At 70.2% G+C, this 14,844-nt stretch carries 9 protein-coding genes, 1 pseudogene and 1 riboswitch; of the genes and pseudogenes, 2 read left to right on the top strand and 8 right to left on the bottom strand.

Going from position 1 to position 14,844, the window contains the following annotated elements; translation table 11 throughout:
* Positions 1 to 45 precede the first annotated feature (45 nt).
* The gene (cglD, locus tag FMQ63_RS02430; protein WP_011551083.1) at positions 46 to 3,438 is read left to right on the top strand and encodes an adventurous gliding motility lipoprotein CglD; all 3,393 of its coding nucleotides are present in this window, start codon (positions 46 to 48) and stop codon (positions 3,436 to 3,438) included.
* A gap of 116 nt (positions 3,439 to 3,554) precedes the next feature.
* Here the strand turns inward: cglD and FMQ63_RS02425 are convergent, their stop codons facing one another.
* The 8 genes from FMQ63_RS02425 to thrA form a co-directional block, all read right to left on the bottom strand.
* A complete protein-coding gene (locus FMQ63_RS02425) occupies positions 3,555 to 5,330 on the bottom strand; it encodes a M14 family metallopeptidase (protein ID WP_011551085.1) in 1,776 nt (591 codons plus the stop codon).
* Positions 5,331 to 5,361: 31 nt separating this feature from the next.
* Positions 5,362 to 6,297, bottom strand: a complete 936-nt coding sequence (locus tag FMQ63_RS02420) for an MBL fold metallo-hydrolase (protein WP_011551086.1) — start codon at positions 6,295 to 6,297, stop codon at positions 5,362 to 5,364.
* A 98-nt stretch (positions 6,298 to 6,395) separates the two neighbouring features.
* Positions 6,396 to 7,229 (bottom strand): MetQ/NlpA family ABC transporter substrate-binding protein, encoded by an 834-nt coding sequence (locus tag FMQ63_RS02415; protein WP_011551087.1) that lies wholly within the window; start codon positions 7,227 to 7,229, stop codon positions 6,396 to 6,398.
* 39 nt (positions 7,230 to 7,268) lie between these two features.
* A complete protein-coding gene (locus FMQ63_RS02410; RefSeq protein WP_020478160.1) occupies positions 7,269 to 7,940 on the bottom strand; it encodes a methionine ABC transporter permease in 672 nt (223 codons plus the stop codon).
* Positions 7,933 to 8,925, bottom strand: a complete 993-nt coding sequence (locus FMQ63_RS02405; protein ID WP_011551089.1) for a methionine ABC transporter ATP-binding protein — start codon at positions 8,923 to 8,925, stop codon at positions 7,933 to 7,935. The genes FMQ63_RS02410 and FMQ63_RS02405 overlap by 8 nt, the downstream gene beginning before the upstream one ends.
* A gap of 335 nt (positions 8,926 to 9,260) precedes the next feature.
* Positions 9,261 to 10,391: a PLP-dependent aspartate aminotransferase family protein gene (locus tag FMQ63_RS02400; RefSeq protein WP_011551090.1), complete on the bottom strand. Its 1,131-nt coding sequence runs from the start codon at positions 10,389 to 10,391 to the stop codon at positions 9,261 to 9,263.
* Positions 10,330 to 11,430: an aminotransferase class I/II-fold pyridoxal phosphate-dependent enzyme gene (locus tag FMQ63_RS02395; RefSeq protein ID WP_011551091.1), complete on the bottom strand. Its 1,101-nt coding sequence runs from the start codon at positions 11,428 to 11,430 to the stop codon at positions 10,330 to 10,332. The genes FMQ63_RS02400 and FMQ63_RS02395 overlap by 62 nt, the downstream gene beginning before the upstream one ends.
* Positions 11,431 to 11,454: 24 nt before the next feature.
* Positions 11,455 to 13,950, bottom strand: coding sequence for a bifunctional aspartate kinase/homoserine dehydrogenase I (gene thrA / locus FMQ63_RS02390; protein ID WP_020478161.1), 2,496 nt, complete (start codon positions 13,948 to 13,950; stop codon positions 11,455 to 11,457).
* A gap of 300 nt (positions 13,951 to 14,250) precedes the next feature.
* A riboswitch (SAM-I-IV-variant riboswitch) is annotated at positions 14,251 to 14,373 on the bottom strand.
* 123 nt (positions 14,374 to 14,496) lie between these two features.
* Between thrA and FMQ63_RS02385 the strand changes: the two are divergent.
* Positions 14,497 to 14,718: pseudogene (locus tag FMQ63_RS02385) on the top strand (RNA polymerase subunit sigma-70); the annotation flags it as partial.
* Positions 14,719 to 14,844 lie beyond the last annotated feature (126 nt).

Below are 14,844 nucleotides of genomic sequence, written 5' to 3'. Positions count from 1 at the left end.
CGACTCACCCCCCACTTGGAGTCGGAGTCATTGGAGTCAAAGACGATGCGCAACTCCCTGATGCGGTATTTCACCTGCGCGTTGCTGGCAGCGTCGTTGCTGACTGGCTGCGGCGGTGGGAAAGACCCTGACCCCAATCCACAACCGGACACCGATGCTGGCCCCGGCGGCAACGGGGACGGCGGTACGGATGCCGGCCCAATTGAAGAAGACGCGGGCGTGATTCCGGATCCGGACCCAGACCCGGGTTTGGTGCCCACGGATATCGATGACCCTGACAACTCGACGAAGGACTCCGACTGTGACGGCCTGACGGACGCGGAGGAGTTCGCGACCATCTATCCCGGCGGCGCGAAGACGAACCCCGGCCTGCGCGACACGGATGGCGACGGCATCCGCGACGGCGTGGAGGTGGGCCGCACCTCGAGCCCCGACCCCCGCTGCAACTTCCCCGGTGACCAGGACACGACCACGCGCACCTCGCCGGTGTTGGCGGACACGGACGGCGACGGCATCCCGGATGGCCTGGAGGACCTCAACCGCAACGGCCGGAGGGACCCGGGCGAGACGGACCCGAACGCCATCGACTCGGATGGTGACGGCCTGTCGGACGGTGCGGAGGACGCCAACCGCAACGGCGTGGTGAGCCCCGGTGAGACGGACCCGCGCAAGCGCGACACGGATGGCGACGGCCTGGATGACGGCCTGGAGTCGCGCACCGGCACCAACCCGCTCGCCCCGGATTCGGACGGCGACACCTGCAGCGACGGTGACGAGGACGTCAACCGCAACGGCATCGTGGACGGCAACGAGACGGACCCGCGCGTGGCGGACTGCGCCGCGTCGATTCCGGACGCCGACTTCGACGGCATCCCGGACTCGGTGGAGGTTGCGACGGGCACGGACCCGAACAACGCCGACACGGACGGCGACGGCATCCCGGACGGTGTCGAGGACAAGAACCGCAACGGCCGCGTGGACGCCGGTGAGACGGACCCCCGCCTGGCGGACACCGACTGCGACGGTCTCCAGGACGGCCCGGGCCGCAATGGCTTCCGCGGTGAGGACACCAACGGTAACGGCCGCGTGGACCCGGGCGAGACGGACCCGACCAACCCCGACACGGACGGTGACGGCCTGCTGGACGGCCTGGAGCTGGGTGTGACGACGGCGCAGGCGCCGCGTCAGAACTGTGGCTACGTGGGCGACGCGGACCCGACCACCACCACGTCCCCGACGAACCCCGACAGCGACGGTGACGGCATCCAGGACGGCGCGGAGGACGCCAACCAGAACGGGCGCGTGGACGCGGGCGAGCTGAACCCGAACGACTCTGCCGACGGCGCGGCCAACACGCCGGCGGGCCAGGCCTGCCGCACGTCCAACCTGCGCACCGTCACCTTCAAGGAAGAGAACGGCGCGGACCTGCGGCTGGCGCTGCCCTCCACCTTCACGGACGCCAACCTGCGCACCATCCGCGATGGCAACAACGCGGTGGGCATCATCGGCTGGGACGCCACCAAGCAGGTGACGCTGATTGCGTACAAGCGCGGCCGCGTGGGCTCGTCGTCCAACCCCACGAACGACGAGGCGGGCATCCGCTCCGCGTCGTTCAACTCCGCCACGCGTGACTTCCAGCAGACCTTCAATACCTGGGACGGCTACGCCGCGCTGTCGGCGCGTTACGCCATGTCGGGCGGCGCGGACCTGAAGACGTTCACCAACACCCTGACCCGCTCGCTGGTGCCCGGAAGCACGGGAGAGCTGACGGGAACGGCCGGCATCACCGGGCCCTTCACCATGCAGGCGCAGTACGTGCACCGCTCCGACCAGAGCGTGGTGGTGGTGCTGGCCATCACCCCGACGTCTCGTTACAACGAGGCGGGCAGCCTCTTCACGACGGCGGACACGGCGGGTGGCTCGGCGCTGGCGCAGTTCGGTGACGCGGACGCGGTGCAGTGCGAGAAGTTCACCGTGCGGCAGGCGGTGGTGGACTTCATCTTCGTGGTGGACGACAGCGGCTCCATGGCCTCGTCGCAGCAGTCGCTGGCCAACGCGGCCACGGCCGTGGCGGACAAGCTGGCCAACGCGACGCTGGATTATCGGCTGGCGATGGTGAGCACCACCTATACCTATGGCAGTGGTTCGAACTCGGGGCTGCTGCGTGGCTTCACGCCGAACATCAACCAGTTCCGGGCGTGGCTGACGCAGAACAGCACCTGCGGCGGCAACGGCCAGTGCACCACCGTCACCATCCCCGCGGGGACCCAGCCCACCACCTGTTCGTCCAACTCGCAGTGCTGGGTGGGGCAGAGCGGAAACGGCACGGAGCGTCCGCTGGAGGCCGCTCGCGCCGTCATCAACCTGTTGGCCTCGTCCGGTGGCACGGCGGAGACGCGCTTCCGCGCGGGCGCCAAGGTCGTGGTCGTCATCCTGACGGACACGCGGGACCAGTCCAACGGCACCATCGATACGTACAGCCAGTACTTCCTGGGCACGGGCAACGAGCCGGGGACGAACCGCAACCCGCTGAATCAGCCCATCGACGTGCACGGCATCCTCTGCCCGCATGAGAACGCCACCAACGACACCAGCACCTGGTGCCAGACCCAGGAAGACCCCCGGAACCCGCGGCACCTGGACATCATCCAGGCCACCGGCGGCGTGTACGGCAGCATCCGGGACTCGAACGCCATCACCACCACCATCAACGCCATCATCGACAGCGTCATCGCGTCGGTGGGTTACCGGACGCAGAAGCCGCCCATCGGCGCCTCGCTGAAGGTGGCCATGGACGCGGTGGCGAACGCGTCGCAGTGCCCCACGCCGGGAGACCTGCCACGCAGCCGCACTCACGGCTTCGACGTGGACGGCATCAGCCGCGCGGTGTCCTTCTACGGCGGGTGCCGCCCGCAGAACGCGGGGACCACCCAGGCGGCGCTGTCCTACCGCTACTGGACGGACCGCACGACGAACCCGAACGGCATCCCCGCGCCGTGCGCGGCGGACCCGTACCACGACCCGAACGACCCGGACTTCTGCGAAGGCAAGCTGACGTGCAACCGCACCACGGACCAGTGCGAGTGCCCGGCGGACTGCGGCGGCGGCGGTGACCCGGGCCAGGTGTGCAACACGGACCCCGCGGTGTGCGCCTTCACCTGCGCGCCGGACTGCGGCGGCACGTGCGGCACCTACGAGACGTGCAACACGGACACCTGCTCGTGCTCGTGTGCCCAGACGGCCACCTGCGCGCCGGGCTTCACGTTCAGCCAGGACGCGTGCGGCTGCGTGTGTGACACGGCCGCGCTGAACTGCGGTGACCGGTACCAGGCGGACCCCAACACGTGCGCCTGTGCCTGTAAGTCGGACTGCGGCGGCTGCGGTCCGAACGCGGTCTGCAACCAGAGCTACTGCGCCTGCGAAGGCATCATCGGCTGATGATGCGGAAGCGCTCCGGCCTTCGTTGAAGAAGGAGGCCGGAGTCAGCAGGGCTGAATGAAAAACGCCCCGGGGCCTGCTGGCTCCGGGGCGTCTTCATTTCATGGCCAGGCTTCCTACGGCTTCGCGGGCTTCACCGCCGCCAACCCCTGGGGCGCGGCCTGGATGCGCAGCACGGGGTAGACGCGGAGCTGGACGTCGCGGGCCGGGTGGCGCTCATAGAAGAAGCGCAGGCGGGCGCGCGCGTCCTTGGCGAAGGCCGGGTCCTTCAACTTCGCTTCCCACTCCGCCTTCACCGAAGCGTCCTTCGCGAGCAGCTCCCGCGCGAAGGGCTCCAGCACGTAGTCCTCCACGTACTCCTTCTGCTCGAAGTGGGCGTTGAAGAAGCCCCAGGACAGCAGCGAGTCCGGCCCCGTGGGCTCAAACAGGTGCGCCACCAGCTCCACGCCCTCCTGCGCCACCGGCACGTACAGCGTGCCCGCGGGGAGCGTCTGTGATTGCGGCTCCCACGCGCCCTTCACGTTGAGCGTCTGCCGGTTCTCCACGGACTGGATGCTCCACTTCGCCTCGGTGGCGCGGAAGCTTTCCACCGCCGCGCTGGCCACGGGCTTGGCGAGGCGCTGCGAGCGCAGGCCGTGCGCGGCCAGCTTCGCTTCCACCCAGGTGGCGTGCGCGGGCGGAACCAGGTAGCCCCCCGCGGGCAGCGAGGCGGTGAGCGCGGGCTGAATCTCCTCGAAGTAGGGCACCTTCCAGACCTGGGGCTTCGTGTCGTCGTAGCGAATCCACGTCTGGCCGGACACGTCGGAGGCGCCCCGCTCATAGGCGTAGCCCCGGAAGTCGATGGTCCGCTTCTGCTCCGTGTTCTTCCACGTGAGCACCACCTCGCGCGTCTTGCCGGCCGCGTCCGCCGCGTCCGCCGCCTTCACCGCCGCGCGCAGGGCGGCGCCGTCACGGGCCACCAGCCGCAGCAGGCTGGCCACGATATTCCGCGTGGCCTTCACGCGCTCCGCATAGGGCTTCCATGAGTGTGTCTCCACCAGCACGCCGAAGCGGCGGTGCGCGGCCCAGTAGGCATGGCTGAAGCGCGGCGGCGGCACGCCGTAGGCGAAGCCGGAGCTGGGATCATCGTCCTCGATGAAGGACGGGTAGAAGGGCACGGGCAGGTGCTGCTGGGACTCCAGCTCGGTGAAGAGCTCCTCGCGCAGCTTCACGCCCAGCTCGCGCAGCGCGGCCGGTCCGGACTTCTGCGGCTCGATGCCTACGGACACGTCATGTTCGAACTTGGCGCCGTTGGTGGCGTGCAGGTCGGCGTAGACGAGCGGGTCCCACGCGTGGAGGTACTTCAGCAGGGCCACCATCTCCGGGGCCTCCGCCTTGGCGTAGTCGCGGTTGAGGTTGAGGTTCTGCGCGGTGGCGCGCCAGCCCATCTCCTCGGGGCCATTCTGGTTGGGACGGTGGTTGGGGCCGAAGCGCTCATGGCCGTCCACGTTGAAGACGGGGACGAAGACGGCGGTGACGCGCTTGAGGACGCCGGGCTGCTCCTTCCCGGCGAGCAGGTCGCGCAGCAGCCAGAAGCCAGCGTCCTTGCCGTCAATCTCACCGGAGTGGATGCCGCCCTGGAAGAAGACGACGGGGCGCTGCTTGCGCGCCGCGGCGGCGGGCGTGAGGGTGCCATCCGCGCTGGCGACGAGCGCAAGCAGCGGCCGGCCTTCCGGCGTGGTGCCAACCGTGTCGCAGCGGACCTTGCCGGGAAACGCCTTGGGGAAGGCGCGGCAGAGAGACTCCACTTCCGAGTAGCGGCCCGTGCGCGTCCAGCCGCTCTGTTCGGAGACGGTGGTGAGGGACGACGGTGCCTGATGCAGCGTCATGGCGAGGAGGGTGGGCAGGAGCATGCCCTTCCCACAACATAGCCCCTGGTGGGTTTCAACCGTGGCGCACGGTGAGTGTTCCACCTACCGGCAGCACTTCGACGCGCTCACGCGCCAGGCCCCGCCGGGTCCACTCCGCGTCCAGGCGGCGGGGCGGTTCGTCGAGCGGCTCGTCGGTGAGCTTGAAGGTGCCCCAGTGCATGGCCAGGAAGCGCGCGGCGCCCAGGTCCTCGAAGGCCTGCACGGCTTCCTCGGGGTTCATGTGCTGACGGCGCATGAACCAGGCCGGGTCATACGCGCCAATGGGCAGCATCGCGGCGTCGATGCCCGGGTAGCGCAGGCCAATCTCCTTGAAGCCCTCGAAGTAGGCGGTGTCGCCGGAGTGGAAGACGCGGGCGCTGGAGCCTTCGATGACGAAGCCGCCCCAGAGCATCTCGTTGACGTCGTTGAGGCCGCGGCGGCTCCAGTGCTGCGAGGGGACGAAGTGCACCGTGACAGCGCCCACCTGCGTGGAGCGCCACCAGTCCAGCTCCGTGACGCCCAGGCCCGAGCCCCGGAACACCGGCGCATGGCCCAGGCCGGTGACGATGGGCGCGCCCACCTTCTCCAGCGTGGGCAGGTCCAGGTGGTCGTAGTGGTTGTGGGAGACGAGGCTGGCGGTGATGGGCGGCAGCTTCTCCAGGGGGACACCGGGCGGGACGTTGCGCCGGATGACGCCGCTGATGGCGTCGCGCAGCACCGGGTCGATGAGCAGCGACAGTCCGTCCAACTGCACGAGCCAGCTCGCATGCCCCAGCCACGTCAGCCGCGCGCCTTCTCCCGTCGCGGGCGGCGTGGCGAGCAGCGCGAGGTCAGGCTCCACGCGGGGGACCTCGGCGCGGGCTGGGGCCTTGCGGCGGCGGCCGGCGAGCTTGTCCGCCACGGCCCACTTGAAGATGCTGCTGAACGGCTGCGGCCCGCTGCCATCGAGGTTCTTGAACCGCAAGGCCATGTGCTCGCTCCCTCGCCTGGCGGGGCTGGGAGGGCCCCGCGCGCGAGCCCCTGTCATGCTCGGACCGGGCACGGCGCGCAAGGAAGACGTGGCGTCCGTCAGAAGGCGGGCACCACCGCGCCGCCGTAGGTGGACTCGATGTAGCGGCGCACGTCGTCGGACTGGAGCGCCTTCACCAGCGTGCGCACCTCGGGGCGCTGCTCGTCACCCTGACGCACGGCGAGCACATTGGCGTAGGGGTTCTCCCGCGCCGCCTCGCGGGCCAGCACCTTCGCGTCCAGCTTCAGGTGCTTCTGGGCCTCCAGGAAGTAGTTGCCGTTGATGACGGCGGCGGCCACGTCCTCCAGCGTGCGAGGCTGCTGCTCCGCATCAATCTCCCGCAGGTCGAGCTTGCGCGGGTTGCCCACCACGTCCCGCACCGTCGCCGTGGCGCCCGCGTCTTCGCGCAGGCGCAGCAGACCCTGGGCTTCGAGCAGGCGCAGCGCCCGCGCCAGGTTGCTGGGGTCGGCGGGCAGCGTCACCTGCGCGCCCTCCGGAAGCTCCGCGAGCTGACGGAACTTCGTGGAGTAGAGCGCCAGGGGCTCCAGGTGCACCGGGCCGGCGCTCGTCAACGCGAGCTTCCTGTCTCCGGCGAAGCGCTCCAGGTAGGGCACGTGCTGGAAGTAGTTGGCGTCGAGCTGTTTGTCAGACAGCGCGATGTTCGGCTGGACGTAGTCGGTGAACTCCACCACGTCGACGCGCACGCCCTCGCGCAGGGCCACTGCGGCGGCGGCGCGGAGAATGTCTCCGTGGGGAACCGGGTTGACGCCGACCTTCAACGTGCGGACGCCGGAAGACTCGCCCGAGGACGCCTCCTGCTTCTGGCAGGCCGTGAGCAGCAGCGTCACGGAGAGCAGCAGCGGGGTGAGCAGGGAACGAGAGGGGGACTTCATGTCGGAAGACTCCAGGGGCAGCGGGGAGGAGAGGGCGCGTCAGCGCGACGAGCGCGCGCCGGTGTGGTCGAAGCGGGAGGCCAGCGCGTCACCCAGCCATTGGACGAGCTGCACCAGCACCAGCAACACCACCAGGCAGCCCAACATGACGTCGGTGCGGAAGCGCATGTAGCCGTACTTCACCGCGAGGTCGCCCAGGCCGCCGCCGCCCACCGCGCCCGCCATGGCGCTGTAACCCAGCAGGCTGATGATGACGAGCGCGGTGCCGCGCACGAGCGACGGCAGCGCCTCCGGAATGAGGACCTGGAAGACGATGCGGCGGTGGGTGGAGCCCATGGCGATGGCGGCCTCCACCAGCCCGGCGTCCACTTCGCGGAGGCTCTGCTCGACGACGCGGCCCATGAAGGGAATGGCCGCCACGACCAGGGGAACGATGGCGGCGGTGGTGCCGATGGTGGTGCCCACCAGCAGGCGGGTGAGCGGGACGATGGCCACCATGAGGATGATGAACGGGATGGAGCGGCCCACGTTGACGAGCGTGCCCAGCACCCGGTTCAGCGCCGGACGTTCCCACAGGCCACCCCGGTCCGTGACGACCAGCAGCACGCCCAAGGGCAGTCCCGCGAGGAGGACGAGCGCCGAGGCCACGGACGTCATGTAGAGCGTCTCACCGGTGGCCACGCCCAGCAGGCGCGGAAGCTGGCTATCCATTTGCGGCCTCCTCGAGCGTCAGTCCCTGCTCACGCAGGTAGGCGAGTGCCTGGCTCACGGCATCGGCGGAACCCTGGAGGTCGACGAGGAGCCTCCCCACGCGGGTGTTGCCCACGCGCTCCATGGCGCCTTCGACCAGCAGGGCGTCCACGTCGAATTGGCGCGCCAGGGTGCCCAGGAGGGGCCGCCGGGCGTGCTCGCCCGCGAGCGTCAGCGCCACTCGGCGGCCCGAGGGTGCGTCCGTCGGCGCGGCGAAGGCCGGAAAGCACAGTTGATGCAGCCGGGTGCTGGGATGGGCGAGCAGCTCCGTCACCTTGCCCTGCTCCACGAGCCGTCCCCGCTCCAGCACCGATACCGAGTCGCAGATGGCCTTCACCACGTCCATCTGATGGGTGATGAGGAGCAGCGTCACGCCGAGCTTCTGGTTGATGTCACGCAGCAACCCCAGCACCGAGCGCGTCGTCTCCGGGTCCAGCGCGGAGGTGGCCTCGTCGGAAAGCAGGACGCGAGGCCGGGGCGCCAGCGCCCGCGCGATGCCCACCCGCTGCTTCTGTCCGCCGGAGAGCTGCGAGGGGTAGGCCTGCGCCTTGTCGGACAGTCCCACGAGCGACAGCAGCTCCTCCACGCGTTCGCGGATGGCCTCGCGTGGGGTGCCCGCCACTTCCAGCGGGTACGCGACGTTCGCCGCCACCGTCTTCGAGCCGAAGAGGTTGAAGTGCTGGAAGATCATCCCGATGCCCTGGCGTGCCTTGCGCAGTGCCTCCGGACTGAGGGCCAGCAAGTCCTGTCCGTCGACGGAGACGGAGCCCTCGGTGGGGCGCTCCAGGAGGTTGGCGCAGCGGATGAGCGTGGATTTGCCGGCGCCGCTCTGTCCCAGCACGCCGTGGATTTCACCGGCCTCCACCCGGAGCGACACGTTCCTCAGCGCCGCGACCTCCCGCCCGCCCGCCGTGTAGACCTTGCTGACTCCGCGAAACGCAATCACGGCGTGGCGCTCCGGCTGGGCGTGGCTCGCGCGGGCCCAGGGGGCCGCTGCTCATTCGTGTCCGGGGTGCCGCGCATGGACTGCTCCTGGGGACTGCGAAGGTGGGACGGGGGCTCGCACGAGGTGCGCGAAGGACGGCCCGTGCCTGGACGAAGCAGGCAACGGGCCGGGAGGAACGTCGGTTCGTTTCGTGAGGGAGGCTCAGCGCGCGCGAACGGACGGACCCGTGGGGGCATGACAACACATGCCTCCGCGACAGAATCCGAACATGGCGCAACCAGCGAGCATCGGCACAGACAGGTAATGGAGCCGACGCGCCATGTCAACCTGACGGCCTATGCCGCCGCGCGGTCTGCCTGCGTGAATGCCCGCACGAAGTCCTCTTGCAGGTCCTCCAGGTCCTCCAGTCCCACCGAGAAGCGGATGAGTCCGTCGGTGATGCCTCGGCGCTCCCGCTCGGCGACGGGCACGGAGGCGTGGGAGTGCCGCGCAGGGACGGTGACGATGCTCTCCACCGCGCCCAGCGACACACCCAGCAGGGGGAGCTGGAGCGATTCCACGAAGGGCGCCGCCAGCGTGTCCTGGGCCAGCCGGAACGACACCACCGCGCCCGTGCCCGGATAGAAGACCCGCCGCACCTCCGGCCGCTCGGTGAGCCACTTCGCCAGGGCTCCCGCCGTGCGCACCTGTCGCTCCAGGCGGACCTGCAGCGTCTTGATGCCCCGCTGGAGGAGGAAGCAGTCCTGGGGTCCCAGCACTGCGCCCACCGCGTTCTGGAGGAAGCCGAGCTCCTGCGCGAGCGCGGGCGTCTTCACCACCACCGCACCGGCGACGACGTCACTGTGGCCGCCGAGGTACTTGGTGGCGGAGTGGATGACGATGTCCGCGCCCTCGGTCAGCGGACGCGAGAGGGCCGGGGACAGGAACGTGTTGTCCACGATGAGCAGCGCCCCATGCGCCTGGGCCACCCGCGCCATCGCGGGGATGTCGGTGCGCTTGAGGAAGGGATTGCTCACGCTCTCCACCAGCAGCGCTCGTGTGTTGGGGCGGAGGGCTGCGCGCACGGCGTCCGGGTCGCTGGTGTCCACGAAGGTGGCCTGCAGGCCGAAGCGGCTGAAGACGCGTGTGAGCACCCGGTAGGTGCCGCCGTAACAGTCGTCCGTCACGACGACGTGGTCCCCCGCGCTGAAGAGCATCAGCACGCTGGACACGGCGGCCATGCCAGAGCCGAAGGCAAAGGCCGCGTGGCCTTCGTCCAGTGCCGCGAGCACGCCCTCCAGGGCCTTGCGCGTGGGATTGCCGGAGCGCGCGTAGTCGAACTCGCCGGGCGTCTCCAGGCCCGGCTGGTCGAACATGGACACCTGGTAGATGGGGACAGCGGCGGCGCCCGTGGTGGGGTCCTGCTCATGCCCCGTGTGCAGCAGACGGGTCGCGAAGCGCCTGGGCCAGGTCGGCGATGATGTCATGGGAGTCCTCGATTCCTACGGAGAGCCGGAGCAGCCGGTCGGAGATGCCCAGCGCCTCCCGGCGCTCGGCGGGGATGTCAGCGTGGGTCTGCGTGGTGGGGTAGGTGATGAGCGTTTCAACGCCGCCGAGCGACTCGGCGAAGAGACACAACTGCACGGACGCGAGCACCTGGGGCACCAGGGCCGCGTGGGCGACGGTGAAGGACAGCATTCCGCCCACGCCGGGATAGAAGACGCGCTCCACGCCCGGGTGGGCGCGCAGCCACGCGGCCACTTCCCGCGCGTTGGCCTGGTGCCGCTCCATGCGCAGGGCCAGCGTCTTCAGGCCGCGAATCACCAGGTACGCGTCCTGCGGACCGAGAATCGCGCCGATGCCGTTCTGGAGGTACGCCAGCCGCTCGCCCAGCGCGGCGTCCTTGACCACCAGCGCGCCCGCGACGACGTCGTTGTGTCCGGCCAGGTACTTCGTCGCGCTGTGCACGACGATGTCCGCGCCCAGCTCCAGCGGGCGTTGCAACCACGGCGTGAGGAAGGTGTTGTCGACGATGAGCAGCACCCCGGCCTTGCGGGCAATGGCCGCCAGTTCGGAGAGGTCGGCGGTGCGCATCATCGGGTTGGTGGGCGTCTCCACGACGATGGCGCGGGTGTTGGGGCGCAGCGCGTCCCGCACGGCGCTGGGGTGTGAGGTGTCCACGAAGGTGCAGGGGACGTGGAGGATGCGGTCCACCAGCCGGTAGGTGCCGCCGTAGAGGTCCTCGGTGAGGAGGATGTGGTCCTCCGGGCCGAAGAGCTGGAGGGCACAGTGCAGCGCCGCCATGCCGGAGCTGAAGGCCAGGCCCCGGCTGCCACCCTCCAGTTGCGCCAGCGCATCCTCCAGCGCGGAGCGGGTGGGGTTTCGCGTGCGCGAGTAGTCGTAGCCGGTGGATTGCCCGAGCGCGGGGTGCTGGAAGGTGGCGGATTGGTAGATGGGGACGGCGACCGCGCCGGTGGTGGGGTCGCGGCGCACGCCGGCGTGGACGAGAGCGGTGGCGAGTTTCATGAGAGGACCCTTTCGGTGGCGCGCTCAGCGACCGCGCAGCGTCTGGGAGATGCGGAGGATGTCCGCCAGCACGCCGGACGCGGTGACGGCGCCGCCCGCGCCCGCGCCTCGAACGGTGAGCGGGAAGTCGCTGTGGCGGGTGGTGGTGAAGGAGACGAAGGACTCGGAGCCGCGGAGGTCCGCCGCGGGGTGGCCCGCTTCAACGCCTACGGGGCCCACACGGATGACGGGACTGCCTGTGCCCGCCTTCGATGGGTCGATGCGTGCCAGGTAGCGCAGCACGGTGCCGGCGTGGCGGCAGCGGGCCACGCGCTCCGCGTAGGCCGCATCCTGCGTGGCGAGCACCTGGAAGAACGAGTCCACGCTGGCGCATTCGTCCGTGGCGACGAAGGGCTCCAGCGCCACGTCCGACAGGGAGAGCGGCAGGCCCAGCTCCCGAGCGAGGATGAGCGCCTTGCGCGCGACGTCCGTGCCGCTCAGGTCCTCGCGAGGGTCCGGCTCCGTGAAGCCGCGCTCCCGGGCGGTGCGGACGGCCCGGGACAGGGGCACGCCGGCCGTCAGTTCGTTGCAGATGAAGCCCAGGCTGCCGGACAGGGACGCGGTGATGAGGCGAACGGTGTCACCGGTGCGCACCAGGTTCGCCAGCGTGTCGATGACGGGCAGGCTGGACGCCACCGTCGTCTCGTAGTGGTACGCGACGTGGTTGCGGCGCGCCGTGTCCACCAGCGCTTCGCGGGCCTCCCACGGCAGCGCCAGCGGCTTCTTGTTGGCCGCCACCACGTGGATGCCGCGCTGGAAGGCCTCCGTGTAGAGCGCCTCCAACCCGCCCGCGGCGGTGCAGTCGACCAGGATGGGGACGGGCAGCCGCCGGAGCGCGTCCAACAAGGGGACCAGGGTGCGCGCCTGGGGCGCCTCGGGCGTCACGCCTTCGAGCCGCGCCTCCACGCCATCGAGCGTGAGCCCCGCCGCGTCGAAGAGCGCGCGCTTGCTGTCCGCCAGCCCCACGACGCGCAGCGCGATGCCGTGCCTGTCCCGGAGCAGCGCTTGCTGGGCGCGCAGCTGGGCCAGCAGTTGTCCGCCCACCGTGCCTCGGCCGAGGACGAAGAGGCTCACCTGCTGATGGGCCAGGTTGAAGGCCGCGTGCGTGGTGCGCGCGGCGACGGCGGTGTCCGCCGCGTCGACGACACACGAAAGGGAGCGGGAGCTGGCACCCTGGGCGCTGGCGCGCACGTTGACGCCCACCGCGCCCAGCGCGCTGAAGAAGCGCCCGGCCACGTTGACGCCGTGGCCCATGGTCTCCGCCACCAGCGTCAGCAGCGTCACCGGCTGGCGGACCTCCAGCGGTTCCACTTCGCGGCGTGACAGCTCCTGCGCCAGCTCGGTGACGAGCACGGACCGCGCGTGCTCCGCGTCGGGGCGAGGCACGACGACGGCCAGTGACTGGCCATTGGCGGACTGCGCGGTCATCCACACCGTGACGCGCGCTTCTCGCAGCGCGGCCAGCACGCGCTCCCCCAGTTGGAACTGGTCGGACAGCTTGCGCACCTCGATGCCGAGCAGCGCCAGGTCCTCGCGCGTCGCGATGCAGGCGGGACGCTGGCCGTCGCGCGAACCGATGGCGTCGATGAGCGTGCCCGGGTGCTCCGGCTCCATGGTGTTGCGGATGCGCAGGGAGATTCCGGACTCGATGAGCGGAATCATCGTGCGCGGGTGCAGCATGCGGGCACCCACCGCCGCCAGCTCCAGGCCCTCGCCATGGGTGAGGTGCGCCACGGGGTAGGCGTCCGTGACCAGCTCCGGGTCGGCGGTGTGCAGGCCGAGCACGTCCGTCCACACCGTGACTTCCGACGCGCCCAGGCCCTGGGCCACCAGCGCCGCGGTGTAGTCGGAGCCGTTGCGGCCCAGCGTGGTGGTGCGTCCATCCGGCGTCGCGGCGATGAAGCCGGGGAGCACGGGCACCTCGACGCCCCACGTCTCCCGGGCGGCTTGGAGTCGCTCCCGCGTCCGAACCAGGTCCACCCGCGCCGCGCCAAAGCGGTCATCCGTCACCAGGAGCTGCCGCGCGTCACGGAAGGTGGCGGGCGTGCGATGGGCCGTGAGCAGCTCCGCCAGCAGCGTGGCGGACACCAACTCACCGAACGACAGCACCCGGTCTCTCGTGGGGGCGGAGCACTCTCGCGTGAGTGAGACGCCATGGAGCAACTGACGCAGCGGCGCGAGGAGCCCGTCGACACGCTCGGCCAGCGCGGTGGCTTGTCCGGGCGCCAGCGCCGCGGCGTTGGCCTTCGCGAGGTCGGCGATGCGCGTGGCCACCGCGAGCGCGCCTTCCAGGTCACCCTCGGTGGCGAGGTGGGCCGCGTCCAGCAGCCAGTCCGTGGTGTCGCCCATCGCGGAGACGACCACTGCCAGCGGGCCTTGCCGCGCGTGCTTGCCAATCAGCTCCACTACCTGGCGGAGCCGCGTGGGTGAGCCCACGGACGTGCCACCGAACTTCATCACCTGCAGGGACGTGCTGCTCATTGAAGAACCTCAAGGGGGCCGGCGGGCCCTGATTCGAAAGGGAAGGGCAGACGCGGCGCCCTGTGCCGGACACACGCCGGCCAGACGCGGCGCGCGAGCGCCCACGGAGGGAAGAGTGAATGGGTTGGAGTTGGAGCCCTGGCGGACTAGCGCGTGCCGCCGGGCCAGCGCATTCGACGCGTGACGCGCGCGCGGCGAAGCACGGGCAACACGGTCGCGGCGGTCAACGGTGCGGGTGCGGAGCAGGTGGATGGAACCACGGAGGTCCTCTCTCACCGAAGCGGGAGGGAGCCCTCCGGCTTCGGACGCTTGGATTGCTCGGGGAGCCCCTGCTCCTCGAACCGCATCGTTTGGACACCTTGGAGGTCCGACTCCAGGTTGTCGGGCCACCGCGCGAGGCGGCGGCCGCTCTTGATGCTGCGCACGAAATAAGCGTGGACCCGGGTGTCTGTCAATGCCTCGTGTGGTTTTCACTTCCGTCACGGCATCTTCCATTCACGTCAGGGTTTGGCGGGAATGCCCGGTGCCCGGGGCGGATGCCGGCGGTGCGTGGGTGTGCTGGTGCCCACGCTCAAGCCGGAGTACGCCGACATCCTGCGGAAGGTGGACCTGGTCGAGCGCGGTGTCCCGGGCGTGGCGCGCGAGGCGCTGAAGAAGCAACTGGAGCGAAGCTGCGGCAGCTGCGCCGCGCACGGATGCCTGGACTGCTCTTGCAAGCCATCCCACCGGGCAGGCGAGGCCTTGGCGCCTGGCTCGGCGGACGTCTGAATGCGCTTGCACCGGGACGGTCCGCCTCGTTAACTCCCCCCAGGTGCCGAGGGGCGCCTGCCCGAAAAGACGACGTCACCCTCGCTTCTCTCCGCCGTTCGACAGTTCCAGATGAGTTCCTTCCAC

The organism is Myxococcus sp. CA005 (assembly GCF_006518205.1).
GTDB lineage: Bacteria > Myxococcota > Myxococcia > Myxococcales > Myxococcaceae > Myxococcus > Myxococcus xanthus.
Note: the sequence above shows the minus strand (reverse complement) of the source record. Positions and strands in the feature narration are given on the sequence as shown.

Excerpts from the sequence above, each read along its gene's own strand:
- FMQ63_RS02410 (WP_020478160.1), bottom strand. The coding sequence starts at position 7,940 with ATGGATAGCCAGCTTCCGCGCCTGCTGGGCGTGGCCACCGGTGAGACG.
- thrA (WP_020478161.1), bottom strand. The coding sequence starts at position 13,950 with ATGAGCAGCACGTCCCTGCAGGTGATGAAGTTCGGTGGCACGTCCGTG.
- FMQ63_RS02415 (WP_011551087.1), bottom strand. The coding sequence starts at position 7,229 with ATGAAGTCCCCCTCTCGTTCCCTGCTCACCCCGCTGCTGCTCTCCGTG.
- FMQ63_RS02420 (WP_011551086.1), bottom strand. The coding sequence starts at position 6,297 with ATGGCCTTGCGGTTCAAGAACCTCGATGGCAGCGGGCCGCAGCCGTTC.
- cglD (WP_011551083.1), top strand. The coding sequence starts at position 46 with ATGCGCAACTCCCTGATGCGGTATTTCACCTGCGCGTTGCTGGCAGCG.
- FMQ63_RS02395 (WP_011551091.1), bottom strand. The coding sequence starts at position 11,430 with ATGAAACTCGCCACCGCTCTCGTCCACGCCGGCGTGCGCCGCGACCCC.
- FMQ63_RS02425 (WP_011551085.1), bottom strand. The coding sequence starts at position 5,330 with ATGCTCCTGCCCACCCTCCTCGCCATGACGCTGCATCAGGCACCGTCG.
- FMQ63_RS02400 (WP_011551090.1), bottom strand. The coding sequence starts at position 10,391 with ATGACATCATCGCCGACCTGGCCCAGGCGCTTCGCGACCCGTCTGCTG.